Genomic DNA, 16,868 nt, shown 5'->3' with positions numbered 1-16,868 from the left:
AATATTTGCTCTTCTCTATATATTAATTCAATCTGTTAATCAGATGATTTTGGTTAATGGGGGGTAATATACACTTTTTTTTTAATGGCTCAAAATAAGTGCATTAAGGCTTAATCACCCGAGGCAATTCACCACTTAACCCCATCGCTTGTTTTATAAATTGTTTTTTAAGTGGCGTTGCCTTATCAGTCACGACTAAAGCGACATCACGTAATAACTGTTGTAACGGATTATTCCCCTGAAATAACCGTTTTAATAACTCCATCGAAGCAATCATCTCTGTTGCCTCGGTTTTGCGCCAACGCTCAAAAAAGCGTAGATTCGCGTACGCACCAATATCTTTTTGCTCGGCACTATTCTGTAAAATAATTTGCTGCAAACTCAATGCATCAAGCAAACCTAAATTGACGCCTTGTCCCGCGAGTGGGTGAATGGTATGTGCAGCATCACCAATGAGTGCCACGCGATGTTGCGCAAAATCACGAGCATAGCGCATGGTCAAGGGATAATTGCCGATGTCACCCTGCAATGTGCAACTGCCGAGCTGGTTATCAAAGGTTCGAGTTAACGCCTTATTAAACTCCTCAGCTGGCAGTGTTAACAAATGTTGCGCCTTTTCTGGCGGGACCGACCAGACGATAGAGCAGATATTTTGCTCAAAAAGCGGTAAAAATGCCAACGGCCCTTCAGAGGTGAATATCTGCCGAGCACAATGAGCATGGGGTAACTCTGTTTTCACCGTCGCGACTAAGGCATGGTGATTATAATCCCAGTGAACGAGCGGAATATCCATTTTTTTACGTAACCATGAATTTGCACCATCGGCTCCGACAATTAATTTGCAGGTTAAGGTATTGGCACTTTTTAAGGTTAGCCAAGCTTCCCCTTCTCCCATCGCAATATTGGTTAGTTGATCGGGGGCATATAGGGTAACGTTATGCTGTTTTTTTACGAATTGTAATAATGCTGCTTGAATTTGATTATTTTCAATAATGTAGCCAAGCTCACAGCAATCAACTTGCTGCGCATTAAAGTCTATTTTTGCAAAGCTATCCTTCTCCCAGACATGCATGCTGTCATAGGCGGTCACACGTTGCGGATCAATTTGTTGCCAAATTCCAATTTTTTCGAAAATAGCACGGCTAGCATAACTAATCGCACTCACTCGATTACTCGGTTCAATCGTTAATGGTTGGTCATTATGCGCTTCAATTAGGGCTATTGATATTGAACTATCGGCAAGGGATGCCGCTAACGTTAGCCCAACGATGCCCCCTCCGACTATCGCTAAATCATAGGATTGCATCATGCGTTGTGGTCTCGACTAAATAAATTAAATTGCCCTTTTGCTTGTTTCACAATAGGCATTGATAATGAAGGAATAGCACTCATTGCTTGCAGTGCTATGTTACGGCCGATAATAAATGGCAAGCTGCTATTTGCAAACACCCGCACTATCGAATCCGTCATCGCAATGGTTTTTTTATGATCTCTTTCTCGTGCTAACCAATAGTGATTAAGCATGGTAAAACGACCAATTTGCTCATTATTATCTAGTTCGGCAATAACGCGAGCCAATACATAAATATCACGCATTCCCAGATTAAAACCTTGCCCCATAACGGGGTGTAAGCTGTGCGCGGCATTACCGACACAGACTCCGCGATGAGTGACCGCTTTAGTTGTTTGGATCAAGGTCAGTGGATAAATATCACGTTTACCCACCTCCCTAAAAATACCCGCTCGATAACCAAATGCCTGTTGTAACTCAGCTAAAAAATCAGCATCATTTAGTGCAGACAATCTATCTACATCGACATTCGCCACGGACCAAACTAAGGAATAACGATTGTCTCGAAGCGGTAACAATGCAATGGGACCGAATTCAGTGAAACGTTCAAAGGCTTTATTGTGATGAGGTTCGCTACAGCGCAGATTGGCAATAATCGCACTGCAGTGATAATCTGAATGTTGCGCGGCAATACCGAGTAGCCCACGCGTCATACTATCGCCACCATCCGACGCAACAACCAATTGGCAACTTAATAACGGACCATTTTCAAACTGGCAAGTCGTTTTATCCGTATATTTTTCTATTGCCTGTAAACGGCTATCATACAGACGTGTTAACTCTGTATAACGTGCGAGCTGTTTATCAATAACGGCACCAACATCCTGCAACTCAACCACAAAACCAAAGGATTGTTTGTGTTTCCCTAACTGACTGTCGACGCTACACAAATCAACCATGCCACAACCTCCGCGATCGGAGATATGTATATCATCAATGGCCTGCGCATTAACACGCAACTCAGCCCACAAGCCAAGCTTTTCAAGCAACTCAACACTCCCTGCACTTAAGGCGATACTACGGGCATCAAATCCGGGGTGTTTACCCGTAACGGCACGAGCAGGGTTTTCATCAACTAAAGCAATACGCACCGTTGGTGAGCTTTTTAAAATAGCATAGGTAAGCAAACAGCCAACCATACCGGCACCAACAATAACAATATCGTAATCAAGTTCAGTCGATGCCTGCATGACTATTTTTTACCTTTTTTATTAGCGGCCATCAAGGCTTCAATTTCGTTAATATCCTTAGGTACGCTCGCCGTTAATACTTGCGCACCATGTGCGGTAATTAACACATCATCCTCAATACGAATGCCTATTCCTTTCCAGCAATCATCAACTTCAGCATCAAGACTAACATAGAGTCCCGGCTCGATGGTAACGACCATCCCCGCCTCAAGTGGACGTGGGGCTTCTAAGGAGCCATAACTGCCAACATCATGGACATCCAAGCCAATATAATGACCGATACCGTGCATATAGAAAGCTTTATAGGCCTCATCTTTAATCAGTTGCTCACTTTCACCCTGTAATAATCCCAGTTCAAGCAAACCATCCACCAACAATCGAATCGCATGCTTGTTAACATCGGCCATCGCCACGCCAGGTTTAAGCTGACTAATTGCGCTAATTTGCGTATCTAATACAAGTTGATAAAGCGTCGCTTGTTGTTCAGAAAAAACACCATTAACAGGAAAAGTACGGGTAATATCACCCGCATAATTTTGATATTCTGCGCCAGCATCAATCAACACTAAATCGCCATTATGTAGCTGCTTATTATTTTCGGTGTAGTGCAAAACACAGGCATGGTGCCCGCCAGCCACAATACTATTATAAGATTGTTGCGGTGACCCCTGCATGGCAAACTCATGCTCGATTTCTGCCTGTAATTGATATTCCCACATACCGGGATGGCAGCTCTGCATCGCACGAATATGGCCAGAAGCACTGATTTCAGCCGCCTCAGAGAGCAATTCAATTTCTAATTCTGACTTGAATAGACGCATTTCATGCAAAATAGCTAAGCTATCAAAAAAAGCAACAGGGGCGACACTACCGCGACGCGCACCGGCTCGTAAATGGTTAACCACACCACTCAAGGTGTCATACAATTGAGTATCTTGAAACATCGGGAAATAGAGGCCTGACAAGCCATTCATCAACGCTTGTAAGTGATGTTCAAATTCATTGACTTCATAGGCACTATCAAAGCCAAGATCACTCACGGCTGCACTTTGCCCAAGTCGATAGCCATGCCAAATTTCAGCACTTTTATCTTTTTTACGATTAAAAAGAATTGCTTGGTTTGCTTCGCTTTTCTTAATCAGTAATAGGTAGGCATCAGGTTCATTAAATCCTGTTAAATAATAAAAATCACTATTTTGTCGAAACGGGTACTCACAGTCATTATTACGTAGCTGCTCAGCCGCAGCAGGAAAAATAGCCATACTATTATCGCTCATTTGAGCTAAATAACGCGCTCTTCGCTCTTGAAATTCACTCATAATATCTCTTTTTAGTGGAGTGTTTTAGAAATAGGTTTAATGGGTTGACGCGAGAATGTATCAAAACAGAGCATCGCACCGATACGTAAATATTCAACAATTTCAGAAAAAGCGATCTCTGATTCTTCATCTTCTTGGGAAAAATCCAGTGAGACTTGTGAAATATCGCTAATATCTCTAATTACCTCTTGCACCTCATCAGAGGCTTGATTAAGGGCTTGCTGGACCAAGCCAAACCCGACGAGAAACCCTTGCGCCCACTGCGCCATCGCTTCAGCTCGCTCATCAAGGGGAACATTATCACTGGGTAATAATAACCTAAAACCTAAGCCATCATCAGTAATCTGCTTTACGACTTGCAGATAAATCGACTCAACCATTTTTTTTACCTCATGTGGCAAGCCCATTCCCTCGTTAACCACATCATTAAAATGCGAACGCCAACTTTCATCGTCCAGTTTCACACCACCACAAACCAACCCAGATAAAACACCATGGGCTTCCGATGCATTTGTAAATAAATCTGCAGCAGCAAATACCTGATTTATTTTTTTTAAACTTGGTAATGATACTTTACTCATTTGTTTGACTCTTTATAGTAATGAATACGCTTTTAGTGACTTTTTAACTCGGTTACATGCTTACATCTCATTTATTCTAACACTGAGCCTATTTAGCTTCCAGTAAGTACTTGAAACTTGACAACTAGATGTCTATAGTTCTGAAGTTATTTTCTCTTTAGCGAGCGGCCTCACATGTAATCTATTGTAACGCTCATTTGACCTTTATATTGTATGAGCGAATTATGGCAAATGTTGAGATATCAATTTTAGGACAGCAGTACAAAATTGCATGCCCTGATGGACAAGAAGAAACCTTACACAACACGGTTGAACAATTTAACGAAAAATTAAAAAGCATTAAAGCGAATGCCCGCGCGTTACGTAGTGAGCAATTAATTGTGATGGCCGCTTTAAATTTTTGCCATGAACTTAACAGTGAAAAAGCAAAAAACAAACAACAAATGGAACAGCTCAATAGTCGAATTCAAACACTGCAAGAGTCAATAGAGAGTGCATTGCAACCATTGGATAAAAATAGAAAACACGATTAAGCACTGTAAAATTGACGGTCAAAAAAGTTCAATTAGAGTTGATATAAGACAAATAATCTAACAAAAATCACTATGCAAATGAGCAAAATTGTCGTAAAGTATTTTTAACCCTCGGATATTCGCTAATCTTGACTACGTCCCTGAGCCGATAAGCTTTATCCTGGTGACTTGGCATGAATGCTATTGTGCAAGCTCGGCTAGTATCGAGAAGCCTAAGGCAAACACTAAGACACCGACTTTGACCTTCGGGTTCAAGGTCAACAGTCAATAACGGTATCCTTGGGTTGCTCCTTCAATGTAAAATCCCCCCTTTCTCTACAGAGTTTATTTTAATCAAGCTTTCATTAATGTTATTCTCTATTTTCCTTTTTATAAAAATAACGCAGTGATGAAAAATTCAATTGAAACGCAAAACATAATGCAAGCGCGGACAGAAATACGAACGCAGATGCGCCATGCCCGCCGTAATTTACCTTCATTACAACAACAAGATGATGCTAATAAATTGCTTGCACGCTTGATTAAACATGAACGGATCACGCAAGCCACTAAAATTGCAATATCACTGGCCAATGATGGTGAAATAGATACGCAACCATTTATACAATGGTGCTGGGAAAATCATAAACAACTCTATTTACCAGTAGTCCACCCTTTTAGTCAGGGACATCTGCTTTTTTTAGCCTATAGTGAAACGTCTGAAATGGTGCTTAATCGCTATGGCATTTATGAACCTAAATTAGATCAATTAAACGCCTGTCCTGTAAAAGAATTAGAGCTGATATTTACTCCCTTAGTCGCCTTTGACCTTAAAGGTAATCGCATTGGCATGGGTGGCGGGTATTACGACCGCACACTCGCACCTTGGTTTAAAAATCAAAGTGGCCCTTACCCCATTGGTCTTGCCCATGACTGCCAAAAAGCAGCGACTATACCTACACTTGAATGGGATGTACCACTGCCTGAGATTATCACTCCAAGTAACCATTTCAAATGGTAATATCAACCATCCCACCTAATGCACATCTGTATTTCTAATTTACTTCGGTATATAATCTCGACACTTTAAATCGCTTCTTCGATAAGGTTCAAGATGACACAGGATGAAATGAAAAAGGCGGCAGCCTATGCAGCATTACAATATGTAGAAAAGGATTCGATCGTTGGTGTTGGTACAGGCTCAACAGTTAATCATTTTATTGATGCACTAGCGACCATCAAATATGACATTAAGGGAGCCGTATCAAGCTCTATCGCATCAACTGAAAAATTAAAAGCTTACGGTATTGATGTGTTTGAACTTAACGAGATATCTGAATTAAGTATTTATGTTGATGGCGCAGATGAAATAAACCCATATAACCACATGATTAAGGGTGGTGGTGCAGCATTAACGCGTGAAAAAATCGTTGCCGCGGTTGCCGATAACTTTATCTGTATTGTTGATAATACTAAAAATGTAGATGTATTAGGGGAATTTCCACTCCCAGTAGAAGTGATCCCAATGGCACGTAGCTATGTAGCACGAGAGTTAGTTAAATTAGGCGGCGACCCTGTCTACCGCCAAGGTGTAGTAACTGATAATGGCAATGTTATTTTAGATGTATATAACATGAAAATTGCCGAGCCACTTAAACTTGAAGCACAAATCAATGCTATCGTTGGTGTCGTCACCAATGGTCTATTTGCAGCTCGTGGCGCAGATGTTGTTTTGGTCGGCACGCCAGAGGGCGTAAAAACTTTAAAATAATTCCAGAATAGTTTTGTGATTTAGTTATCTCACTTTTCATCATATGTTAGTGTGATTTTTTATATCTCGATATGTGCATAAAAATTCACATATCCTATTGTTTTTGCTATTTTACTAGCACAATTGATTGTTCAGTTACCTTATCTAAGACCCAAGGAAATAAAATGACTAAGTTTTCACTCAGTAAAGATAAAATTAAAGTTCTACTGCTTGAAGGATTACACCACAGCGCAGTCGATACATTCACCCAAGCGGGCTACACGAACGTTGAATCGATTAAAACCTCATTAAGCGAAGAAGAGCTAATAGAAAAAATAAAAGATGTTCATTTTATTGGTATTCGCTCACGCAGTAACATTAATGCAAAGGTTCTCGAAGCTGCGGATAAATTAGTCGGAATTGGTTGTTTCTGTATCGGAACCAACCAAGTTGATTTAGATGCCGCGCAAAAAAAAGGGATTGTAGTATTTAATGCCCCATTTTCAAATACACGCAGTGTAGCTGAATTAGTCCTAGGACAAGCATTACTATTGTTACGCGGCATACCAGAGCGTAATGCTAAAGCGCATCGAGGTGAATGGGATAAATCAGCAAATGGTTCCTATGAAGCACGCGGTAAAAATTTAGGCATTATTGGTTATGGCCATATTGGCACACAATTTGGTATTTTAGCTGAAAACTTAGGTTTTAAAGTCTCTTTTTACGATATTGAAAATAAATTAACACTTGGTAATGCAACACAAGTTGCGACATTAGATGAATTATTAGCACAATCTGATGTGATAAGCCTACATGTACCAGAACTTGATTCAACTAAAAACATGATGGGTGCAAAAGAGTTCGCAAAAATGAAAGATGGTGCGATTTTCATGAATGCAGCACGCGGTACTGTGGTTGATATTCCAGCGTTATGTGATGCACTAAAAAGCAAAAAGATTTCTGGCGCGGCAGTGGATGTTTTTCCGATTGAACCAAAATCAAATAATGAAGAATTTGAATCGCCATTACGCGAATTTGATAACGTCATCCTAACGCCACACGTTGGTGGTAGCACGCAGGAAGCACAGGAAAATATTGGTTATGAAGTCGCAGGGAAATTAGTTAAATACTCTGACAATGGCTCGACTCTATCTTCTAAAAACTTCCCTGAAGTTTCATTACCTCTGCATAAGGGCGCGAGTCGTTTATTACACGTTCACCAAAACCAACCGGGTATCTTAACTAAGATCAACTTGGCCTTTGCAGAAAGCAATATCAACATTGCCGCGCAATATCTACAAACAAATGAAAATATTGGTTATGTGGTTATTGATGTAAACAGTGAAGATGCACAGGTAGCATTAGACAAGTTAAAAGAGATCCAAGGCACTATCCGCGCACGTTTGCTTAACTAAGCAATGCCTATCATACCCATTATCATGCAATTGCTTGATAATGGGTATTAATAAGCAACAACGGTATTACCACCAATTTTTTTAGCTTTATAAATAGCAAATTCAACATTCTTAATTAACTCTTCAAGCGATTTATCCAAATCTGCTTCAGAAATGCCAATACTGACACTCAATTCCACACCATCCTTTAATAAACCATAAATATCTGTACGCACTCTTTCTGCGACCAAATGCATCGCACTTACTTCACTGACCGGGCACAGAATCAAAAATTCAGTACCACTCCAACGAGAACAAAAATCTGTCTGGCGGACATTTTTAACTAATTTATCGGCAATCTCAACAATCAGACGATCCGCATCTCGATGACCGAAGTTATCATTAATCGCTCTAAAATCATCAATATCGAGTAGCATCAAACAAAAGGGCTGCTTATAACGAACAAAACGCCACCACTCTTCCTGTATTTTTGACTCCATTGTACGGCGATTGTATAGCTTAGTTAAACCGTCATTAGTTACACGTTGATTAGCTAATTTATTCAGGTTAGTACTATCATGCCAACGACGAAGAACAAAAAAAAAGCCACTCATTAATAGCGTAATAGTTAATGGAATAATAATATGCAGGCGAGAACTCGGATAATTAATGGCATAATCTTGCACCAATTTGAGTATATCTATTGATGAAAATAAAAAACCGAAAAAGAGGTTTAACAAAGTAATAAGCAGGATATCTATTACTATTTTTTTATTAATTTGCAGTTTATTACTAAGCATAGCCCCTCCTTTTTCGCATTCAATTTAACTGTAGATTTACTTCAGATAAAAAGCTCCATGCTATCAAACGACTTATTTTTTGCCCTTGAGACATGTTAATCACTCTAACTTGGATCGCACCCATTTTTAGCAGATATTTTTTAAGTACAGCAATATTTTCAGACTTGGAAACAAGGCTAGTAAACCAAACAACCTGTTCTGCATAATTTTTGCTTTCACGAACCATCTCTTTCAAAAATGCAATTTCACCGCCATCACAGTATAACTCATTATCTTGCCCTGCAAAATTAAGCGATACATCAACTGTTTTTTTATCTTTACTTAAATTATTGACCTTTCTTGCATTACTCGCCATTGCCTCGGCTTTAGAGGCATGAAATGGTGGGTTACACATCGTTAATGCAAAGCGATCTTGTTTTTTAATAATACCATCGAAAATTGCATTTTTATTTTTCTGTAAAACTAACTTCACAAAGGGTGATAATTGTGGGTTTGAGGTGACGATTAAATTAGCTGTTTTAACGGCTAACGAATCGATATCACTGCCACGAAATGACCAGCCATAGAGTTGGCTACCAAGAATAGGATAAATACAATTGGCACCACTGCCTATATCAAGAACTTTGATCTGCTTCCCTGTTGGCACAATGCCGTTATTGCACTCTGCCAATAAATCAGCAAGATAATGAATATAATCGGCACGACCAGGAATAGGAGGAGATAAATATCCGGTCGGTATTTGCCAAAAATCAACATGATAAAAACACTTTAATAGCGCTTGGTTAAGAGCTAACACCGCATTAGAATTAGCAAAATCGATAGTATCACGACCATCTGGATTGCGAATAACAAACTCCGTTAACGCAGGACTAATAGTGCATAGCTTTTTAAAATCATACCCTTGTGAGTGTAAATTTCTTGGATGTAGCCTACCTTTTTCAATCTGTTGTTTATTTTTCATCAATTTCCAAAACTATTTAATCTTTTTATGGTTTAGGGTTAATACCCATTGGTATCACGGAGTATTCACTTAGCACACCACTAACATCTAATAACTTTCGCTTATAATGAAATTTCACCATTTGATAATTTAACTCCGGTGCAAACCAAGCGACTAATGTTCGATCATTTTTTTTTATTTGTTCCACACGTAATGTGGTCAGCTTACCAAATTTACTATCGATCACTTCTTGCCCCTTAACGGCAAAAAAATAGTGCATAATGGCCTTGGACGTCTGCATATAATAGTCAAAACTGACTTGCCCGCTTTTTAATTCCTCAACTAACTGCAAGCTTAACCCGTTAAAATCTAATATACGCCCCACTTCACTGATATATTCACTCTCTTTACCATTATTGACAAGCCGAGTGCGGTGGCCATCATCGAAAAAATCGGCTTGGATGTAGCTTATTCCGAAGCCATCACTCACCCGATTAAATTTTTTAACGAAAACCTGCTGTAAAGGGATACTCCAATAAAGCTGAGAGTCTTGGCTGGCAAAAAAATCGTAGCTTAAAAAGGATAAATCCGCATGGCTAGTGATACTGATATGGTTATTGTAATAGCTTATGTCGCGGCTAATTTCACCAATAAAATAATTTTTATAATAAATATTATAAACATAGTGCTGCTTTGAATCTTTAAAACCAACAGCCTGCTTAGCCTGTATAAAAAACGGCGTCATGGCAGACAGTAAAAAAACAACAATAACAGACGTTTTTTTTAACACATTACAAGCTCTTTATTTTATTAACAATAGCAACGAGACCATTGGTTCGCGAAGGGCTGAGGTGATGTAACAACCCTAATTTTTGAAAAACAGCATCACTATCTAGCGCTTTAATTTGCTGTGCATTTTTACCCTCAAAGAGAATAAATAAGATCATCATTAAACCACTCACCACTCGCGTATCACTGGCCATTTTAAAATGATAGCCTTCACCTTGCTGCTCGACAACTAACCACGCAAGACTTTCACACCCCTTAACTTGATTTTCATCGTTCTTTTCATCTTCATGCAAGGCAGGCAACTGCTTACCTAGCTGAATAATTAAACGATACTGTTTATCCCAGCCTCTATTTTCGGCAAAGGCGTCGATCAACTGCTCGATACTCATTAATGAACTGCTCATATTAATGCCTATTTTTCTGTTTCATATAATCAGAGAAAAGCACCAAGGCGCCACTGCTGCCTGTTAGCTCTGCACTGTCATTATTATCTTTACCCACCCAGGTCGTGACCAACTCATCGTTATCAAAGCCCACAAACCAGCTATCATTAAGGTCATTTGTTGTGCCGGTTTTACCTGCAAACACCTCGCCAGAATTGCGCCAACGCAAGCTGCGCGCAGTTCCTTCGCTAGTAACTTTATGTAATGCTTGATTTAAATTGTCGACGGCTTGCTTGGAAAATATCCGCGATGCTTTATTTTTTCTTGCATATAATAACTCCCCATCGCTAGATACAATGGCGCGAATAATTGTTAAGGGTTCATACACCCCCTGCATCGTGATCGCTTGGTACATTTGTGCAACCTGTATCGGCGAAAGCGAAACACTGCCTAATACCAAGGAAGGATAAGGTAATATTTTTTCTTTCACCCCCATCTTATGGAGATTATCAATCACATTGTTTAATCCAACCTGCATCCCTAAATTAACCGTTGGGACATTTAAAGAATGTACTAAGGCATATTCAAGCGTAACTTGCCCACGGAATTTACGATCATAATTTTTCGGCTGCCAGCGCTGCCCAGTTGAATTTTTAAGGACAATAGCAGTGTCATTTAAAATATAATCTAATCCATAGCCCTCCTCTAGGGCGGTCAAGTAAACAACGGGTTTCACTAATGAACCGATCGGTCTAATGGCATCTAAAGCACGATTAAAACCACTAAACTTGACATCTTTACCCGATACGACAGCATGGATCTCTGCATGTTCTCTATCACTAACGACCATTGCACCTTGCAGATCTGGCTGATTCTTTTTAGCAACGCGCTTTATCCCATTTTGTACAGCATACTCAGCATGCAACTGTGAAAGCGGATCAATAGAGGTAAAAATATGTAAACCACTTTTATTGCGAACCGCTGAGGGCACATTCCCCTGCAACTCTCTATACAACAAACTAATAAAAGCTGGATTTGCACGGTCATTAAGGGCACCGCTATCGCTCAAATTAAGCTTGTCTGCAACGGCATATTGATAATCCGCAGCCGATATTAAATTATTATCGACCATTTCACGCAACACAAGATCTCGCCGCGCGAGCGCCCGTTCGGGATTACGACGCGGATTATAATAGGAAGGTCCTTTAATGATAGCCACCAGCAACGCAATCTGTTCGATACGTAATTCATTGATCGGACGAGCAAAATAAAAATCACTGGCAAGCCCGATACCGTAAATCCCCGTTGCGCCATTTTGAGCAAGGTAAACCTGATTTAAATAGGCTTCCAAAAGCAAGTCTTTGCTATATTTACTATCCAATAATAGAGCAATATAGGCTTCTTGAAATTTACGCCAAAGGCTACGTTCTTGTGTTAAAAATACATTTTTAGCTAACTGCTGGGTCAGCGTACTCCCTCCCTGAACCGTCCGCCCGGCTTGAAAATTAACCAAAAAAGCACGCAAAATTGCAAAGGGAGAAACCCCTTGATGATGGTAATAATTTCTATCTTCCATCAATAATAATGTATCAATAAATAGATCTGGAATTTTTTCAAAGGGAACAAATACTCGATCTTCAATCTGTTGTGAGTGTAAACGGGTTAAGAGCAATGGGTCGAGACGAATTGATTGTATTTCTCGCCCTTTGCTATCTTTAATCGCGACTATTTTGTCAACATCAAAGTGGATATTTATCTTAACAGCGCTTTCTGGTCTATCTGAAAACGTAAAAGCACGACGATAAATCGTCACCTGATCGCCTGCAACTGAAAACTGCCCTCGACTTTGCACTATTTCTACAGGACGATAGTTGAGTGTTTTTAATTCACTTATCAATAATGTCGGCGATAACTCCTTGCCGACTTGCAAATGTAACGGTCGAGCATAAACTTGCGCTGGCAATGCCCATGTTGCACCATCAAATTTACGTTCAATTTTACGATCAAAATAGATACCTAAAAGAAACATTACCGCGATCAAAGCGAGTGAACTTTTCCACAAAAAGGACCAGATAAAATGCAAAATAGTTTGCTTAATCGTTTTCCCTTTAGCTGTTACTTTCTTTTTACTGCTCGTTGTTTTCTTTGTAACACGACTTTTTTGTGACATCCAATTTCCAACCACTTGTATTTATTATTAATATTTTTACTTAGCGATAACCGCGATGCGGTTCACTCAACCAGTGACATCGGCTTTAATAGACAAAAAATTACCGAGAGAGCGTCCCATTTATCCCTATGTTCACAATTGTAACAAGCATATTGCTACAATTACTAATTTGCACAGTAAATCGTGATAGCGACGCCTTAAATCCCCCTAATCGCCTACTTCATAGACAAAATTAATTGCCTGTTATTTGCTAACTTTAATCGAACGCCCTGGGCGTTCCTCGAGGGGTTTTTCAGGCCAACGATGTTTCGGGTATCGTCCACGCATCTCCTTGGCAACATCAAAGTAGGAGGTGCACCAGAAATTAGCTATATCACTGGTTGTTTGAATCGGACGTGATGCAGGAGAAAGTAATTCAAAGCGAATTGCTATGCTATTATTGGCTAATTTAGGTGAAGACAACTGACCAAACATCTCCTGTAACACAACTGATACTGTCGGCCCTTGATGAGGATCGTAGCGAATGGCAATCGATTTTCCACTAGGGGCTTGATAGAACTCAGGGGCATGGCTCTCTAACATCTCCCTTTCCTGCCAAGTTAAGGTTGCCATCAGTAAATCGATAAGATGATATTGTCTCAGCTGTTTAATCGTTTTAATGTGGCTAATGTAAGGCAAAAACCAGTTTTCCAATTCATTCATTAAATAACGCTCATTAATCGGCGGAAAGCTATCCATTACGCCGCCTAGCCACTCAGCCCTTGCTAACCACCCTGCACATTTTTTCGTCCAATTAAGAAACCCAAGCCCCTCCTGCTTTACAATATCAGCAACGCATTTTACAAAATCATTCTCAGGAATGGTATTGACTATTTTTTCTTGCAGCAGCAGTGAGTGATAAAGTAATTGCTCTCTACCAATCACCTTCTCTTTTTTATCATCTAATAGGTAATGGTGATTTGTCTTAAACGACGATGCCAGCACACTGTTAATCTGCGCCATGGAAACGGTCGCTGCACTATAAATGTAACCATCCTTATTTTTACCATCGCAGTCACAGACAACAAGCCACTGCGACCCCTGCAAAGCGTCACCCTCACGAAGCGTCACTCCGCGACCATTGGCAAGCAAATAGCGATTACTATTTACATTGCGTATTTTCGCTAGACGGTCAGGATATGCCCTTAGTAACAAGGTGCCGACCTGCGCATTCAATTCTGGCAAACTCATGGGGTCGTGTAACATCGCTATGCGCAGCGATTTAGCAAAGGATCTCGCTAAGGTGATAACTTGATCTAATACGTGAATATTAATGCGCTGATTTTGCTTGGCTATTCTTCTATCCTTAAGATAGTCATTAAACAGGATCACCCGCTCCATAATATCAGCGCTATCGGCATTGAATAAAATATCACGCTCACTCAATAATGCCGCCAAAACAGAGGCGACATGTTGTTGCGATGCTGAATCACAGTGCAGCAACATACTCGCTAATCTTGGTTCTAGCCCCATTGTTAGCGCCAACTCCCCCTGCTGAGTTAGCTTATTATGATCCGCCATTAGCGACAATGATCGATTCAACGTGCAGGCGACATCAAAGTGATGTTCAGGAGGAGGCGTTAACCAGTTCACCATATCAAACTGCGTCACGCCCCACGCAGAAAGCTCTAGCACTAAACTACTTAAATCTTTATTGGTGATCTCTTCGGCTTGAAATTCATGCAATCCATGCTGTTTTGCTTCGCTCCATAGGCGAATACAACGTCCATTTTGTAAACGTCCGGCTCGCCCAGCTCGTTGTGTGGCTGACGCTTTAGATATATGCGTTGTATCTAGCCGAGACAATCCGCTTTTAACATCAAAATTTAACTGTTTTTCTAAACCAGAATCAATGACACAAGTAATACCTGTAATCGTTAAACTGGTTTCAGCAATATTCGTCGAAAATATCACTCGACGTTGATGCTCAACTGTTTTACTAAGCACCAACTCTTGCTGTGCCAGTGGTAATGCGCCATATAATGGCAGGAACTCGATGTTCGAATCTAATTGCTCCTTAGCCAATTTTAACAGCCGTTTTATCTCCCCTTGCCCGGGTAAAAAAACTAATATATCGCCCATATTAATCTCATTTAAAACAACTCTCAGCGCCTGCATCACTTGCTGTTCAAGGTAAGTTGTAGGATTATTGATATAGTCAATGGCAACGGGGTAAGTTCGCCCAGGGCAGCTAATAATCGGCGCGTTATTCAGGTAATTGGCAAGTAAATCAGCATCTATCGTCGCAGACATGACTAATAATTTTAAATCATCGCGATAGGCTTGTTGCACTTCCAAGGCTAACATTAATGCTAAATCAGCATGAATTGACCGCTCATGAAATTCATCAAAAATAATCAACCCCACCCCACTCAACTCTGGGTCCTTTTGCAAACGACGCGTTAATACCCCCTCAGTAACAATTTCCAGCTGCGTATTAGCAGAACGCTTACACTCGTTACGAATCTGATAACCAATGCGTTGGCCGACACTTTCCCCCAACTGTTTCGCGAGATAGAAGGCGATCGACTTAACAGCGACACGTCGCGGCTCTAATAAAATAATCTTTTTCCCACCTAAAAAAGGCGCATCGAGTAATGCCAATGGCACAGCTGTTGATTTACCCGCACCGGGCTCAGCCTGAAGTACCAATGCGTTGGATTGAGTAAGCTCTGTCTGTATTTGCGTAATAAAATGATGGATCGGAAGCACGTCTAAAATAGCCTAAGTAAGTGAATGGTATTAATTCGTATCTATGCGATATCGGGCTAGCTTACGCTAACTTAACGTAGATTTCGTCACCTCAATGAGGCAAAGCTTGATATAAGCTATATAATGAGGGAATTAATAGCGGTTTTATCATCAATAAAATAGATTTACAAGGCGCTGCTAATATAAAAATTGAGTGGTGACATCGCGGCAATATCAACCAATAGAAAATAAGTTAAGGCAATTATCTAATGTTTGCCTTCTCACATAAAAACAGATCAAATTAATGCCTAATTATGCATTTAATTTGACTAGGTGGTTAATACTTGCTATAGATAGCCGCAAAAAATAAGCAGAGTCATTTTATGGCAATTTTCTGCAATATTAATTCTATTTACCACTGAATGATGCCAGCAACTTCACGCGATTAAGCATTTATTAAGGAATTTTCAATGCCCACTAACGATAGTAAAAAAACTTTAGGTATTTTAGCCCTTGCCGGTGTGGAGCCGTATACAGCAAAAAGCGGCGAAGAATACATGGATAAAGCGCAACGCCAGCACTTTACTAAAATTTTAGAAGCATGGCGTACACAACTGCGCGAAGAAGTTGACCGCACCGTTGATCACATGAAAGATGAAGCAGCGAACTTCCCTGATCCTGTTGACAGAGCAACACAAGAAGAAGAGTTCAGCCTAGAGTTACGTGCTCGTGACCGTGAACGTCGTTTAATTAAAAAAATATCTAAAACACTGAAAAAAATAGAAGAAGATGATTTTGGTTACTGTGAATCTTGTGGCATTGAAATTGGTATTCGCCGCTTAGAAGCGCGCCCAACTGCTGATTTATGTATCGATTGCAAAACATTAGCTGAAATTAAAGAAAAACAAATTATTGGTTAATCACGAATAGTCTATGCCAAAATACGGTTAGCTTTAGGT

Annotated in this window: 15 protein-coding genes and 1 other RNA gene; 6 read left to right on the top strand and 10 right to left on the bottom strand. The window is 40.1% G+C overall.

Annotated elements, in window-relative coordinates:
• Positions 1-103 precede the first annotated feature (103 nt).
• The 4 genes from AB2N10_RS00905 to AB2N10_RS00890 are packed head-to-tail and all read right to left on the bottom strand — an operon-like array spanning position 104 to position 4,441.
• Complete coding sequence (locus AB2N10_RS00905; protein WP_354624687.1) at positions 104-1,309, bottom strand: FAD-dependent monooxygenase; 1,206 nt, start codon at positions 1,307-1,309, stop codon at positions 104-106.
• Complete coding sequence (gene ubiH / locus AB2N10_RS00900) at positions 1,306-2,541, bottom strand: 2-octaprenyl-6-methoxyphenyl hydroxylase (protein WP_354624686.1); 1,236 nt, start codon at positions 2,539-2,541, stop codon at positions 1,306-1,308. The genes AB2N10_RS00905 and ubiH overlap by 4 nt, the downstream gene beginning before the upstream one ends.
• A 2-nt stretch (positions 2,542-2,543) precedes the next feature.
• Positions 2,544-3,860, bottom strand: coding sequence for a Xaa-Pro aminopeptidase (gene pepP, locus AB2N10_RS00895; RefSeq protein WP_354624685.1), 1,317 nt, complete (start codon positions 3,858-3,860; stop codon positions 2,544-2,546).
• A gap of 11 nt (positions 3,861-3,871) precedes the next feature.
• The gene (locus AB2N10_RS00890) at positions 3,872-4,441 is read right to left on the bottom strand and encodes a UPF0149 family protein (RefSeq protein WP_354624684.1); all 570 of its coding nucleotides are present in this window, start codon (positions 4,439-4,441) and stop codon (positions 3,872-3,874) included.
• 224 nt (positions 4,442-4,665) lie between these two features.
• On the opposite strand from AB2N10_RS00890, the gene AB2N10_RS00885 reads away from it, so the two are divergent.
• The 5 genes from AB2N10_RS00885 (at position 4,666) to serA (ending at position 8,118) form a co-directional block, all read left to right on the top strand.
• Positions 4,666-4,974 carry a cell division protein ZapA gene (locus AB2N10_RS00885; protein WP_354624683.1) on the top strand — a complete coding sequence of 103 codons (309 nt, stop codon included), beginning with the start codon at positions 4,666-4,668 and terminating at the stop codon, positions 4,972-4,974.
• A gap of 104 nt (positions 4,975-5,078) precedes the next feature.
• Positions 5,079-5,263: non-coding RNA, 6S RNA (gene ssrS / locus AB2N10_RS00880), on the top strand.
• A gap of 99 nt (positions 5,264-5,362) precedes the next feature.
• Complete coding sequence (locus tag AB2N10_RS00875) at positions 5,363-5,974, top strand: 5-formyltetrahydrofolate cyclo-ligase (RefSeq protein WP_354624682.1); 612 nt, start codon at positions 5,363-5,365, stop codon at positions 5,972-5,974.
• Between the two features lie 93 nt (positions 5,975-6,067).
• On the top strand, positions 6,068-6,724 hold the full coding sequence (rpiA, locus tag AB2N10_RS00870; protein ID WP_354624681.1) for a ribose-5-phosphate isomerase RpiA: 657 nt from the start codon (positions 6,068-6,070) through the stop codon (positions 6,722-6,724).
• A gap of 164 nt (positions 6,725-6,888) precedes the next feature.
• Entirely contained in the window at positions 6,889-8,118 is a 1,230-nt protein-coding gene (gene serA, locus AB2N10_RS00865; protein WP_354624680.1) for a phosphoglycerate dehydrogenase, read from the top strand.
• A 47-nt stretch (positions 8,119-8,165) separates the two neighbouring features.
• On the opposite strand, the gene AB2N10_RS00860 is transcribed toward serA, so the two are convergent.
• The 6 genes from AB2N10_RS00860 to hrpB form a co-directional block, all read right to left on the bottom strand.
• Positions 8,166-8,897, bottom strand: coding sequence for a GGDEF domain-containing protein (locus tag AB2N10_RS00860; RefSeq protein ID WP_354624679.1), 732 nt, complete (start codon positions 8,895-8,897; stop codon positions 8,166-8,168).
• A 19-nt stretch (positions 8,898-8,916) separates the two neighbouring features.
• The gene (gene rlmF, locus AB2N10_RS00855) at positions 8,917-9,858 is read right to left on the bottom strand and encodes a 23S rRNA (adenine(1618)-N(6))-methyltransferase RlmF (protein ID WP_354624678.1); all 942 of its coding nucleotides are present in this window, start codon (positions 9,856-9,858) and stop codon (positions 8,917-8,919) included.
• A gap of 25 nt (positions 9,859-9,883) precedes the next feature.
• Positions 9,884-10,627: a DUF3108 domain-containing protein gene (locus AB2N10_RS00850; RefSeq protein WP_354624677.1), complete on the bottom strand. Its 744-nt coding sequence runs from the start codon at positions 10,625-10,627 to the stop codon at positions 9,884-9,886.
• 1 nt (position 10,628) lies between these two features.
• A complete protein-coding gene (locus tag AB2N10_RS00845) occupies positions 10,629-11,030 on the bottom strand; it encodes a SufE family protein (RefSeq protein ID WP_369434180.1) in 402 nt (133 codons plus the stop codon).
• A gap of 1 nt (position 11,031) precedes the next feature.
• Complete coding sequence (gene mrcB, locus AB2N10_RS00840; protein WP_369434179.1) at positions 11,032-13,179, bottom strand: penicillin-binding protein 1B; 2,148 nt, start codon at positions 13,177-13,179, stop codon at positions 11,032-11,034.
• 243 nt (positions 13,180-13,422) lie between these two features.
• Positions 13,423-15,930 carry an ATP-dependent helicase HrpB gene (hrpB, locus tag AB2N10_RS00835; RefSeq protein WP_369434178.1) on the bottom strand — a complete coding sequence of 836 codons (2,508 nt, stop codon included), beginning with the start codon at positions 15,928-15,930 and terminating at the stop codon, positions 13,423-13,425.
• 449 nt (positions 15,931-16,379) lie between these two features.
• On the opposite strand from hrpB, the gene dksA reads away from it, so the two are divergent.
• Positions 16,380-16,829 carry an RNA polymerase-binding protein DksA gene (gene dksA, locus AB2N10_RS00830; RefSeq protein ID WP_354624672.1) on the top strand — a complete coding sequence of 150 codons (450 nt, stop codon included), beginning with the start codon at positions 16,380-16,382 and terminating at the stop codon, positions 16,827-16,829.
• Positions 16,830-16,868: the final 39 nt, after the last annotated feature.

The sequence above is a fragment of the Psychromonas sp. MME1 genome, from assembly GCF_041080865.1.
Lineage (GTDB): Bacteria > Pseudomonadota > Gammaproteobacteria > Enterobacterales > Psychromonadaceae > Psychromonas.
This window is presented reverse-complemented; position numbering and strand designations above follow the sequence as displayed.

What these genes read in the sequence shown, in the direction of transcription:
- serA (WP_354624680.1), top strand. Translation starts at nt 6,889, where the DNA reads ATGACTAAGTTTTCACTCAGTAAAGATAAAATTAAAGTTCTACTGCTT.
- AB2N10_RS00845 (WP_369434180.1), bottom strand. Translation starts at nt 11,030, where the DNA reads ATGAGCAGTTCATTAATGAGTATCGAGCAGTTGATCGACGCCTTTGCC.
- rpiA (WP_354624681.1), top strand. Translation starts at nt 6,068, where the DNA reads ATGACACAGGATGAAATGAAAAAGGCGGCAGCCTATGCAGCATTACAA.
- AB2N10_RS00905 (WP_354624687.1), bottom strand. Translation starts at nt 1,309, where the DNA reads ATGATGCAATCCTATGATTTAGCGATAGTCGGAGGGGGCATCGTTGGG.
- mrcB (WP_369434179.1), bottom strand. Translation starts at nt 13,179, where the DNA reads ATGTCACAAAAAAGTCGTGTTACAAAGAAAACAACGAGCAGTAAAAAG.
- AB2N10_RS00885 (WP_354624683.1), top strand. Translation starts at nt 4,666, where the DNA reads ATGGCAAATGTTGAGATATCAATTTTAGGACAGCAGTACAAAATTGCA.
- rlmF (WP_354624678.1), bottom strand. Translation starts at nt 9,858, where the DNA reads ATGAAAAATAAACAACAGATTGAAAAAGGTAGGCTACATCCAAGAAAT.
- AB2N10_RS00875 (WP_354624682.1), top strand. Translation starts at nt 5,363, where the DNA reads ATGAAAAATTCAATTGAAACGCAAAACATAATGCAAGCGCGGACAGAA.
- ubiH (WP_354624686.1), bottom strand. Translation starts at nt 2,541, where the DNA reads ATGCAGGCATCGACTGAACTTGATTACGATATTGTTATTGTTGGTGCC.
- AB2N10_RS00860 (WP_354624679.1), bottom strand. Translation starts at nt 8,897, where the DNA reads ATGCTTAGTAATAAACTGCAAATTAATAAAAAAATAGTAATAGATATC.
- pepP (WP_354624685.1), bottom strand. Translation starts at nt 3,860, where the DNA reads ATGAGTGAATTTCAAGAGCGAAGAGCGCGTTATTTAGCTCAAATGAGC.
- AB2N10_RS00890 (WP_354624684.1), bottom strand. Translation starts at nt 4,441, where the DNA reads ATGAGTAAAGTATCATTACCAAGTTTAAAAAAAATAAATCAGGTATTT.
- dksA (WP_354624672.1), top strand. Translation starts at nt 16,380, where the DNA reads ATGCCCACTAACGATAGTAAAAAAACTTTAGGTATTTTAGCCCTTGCC.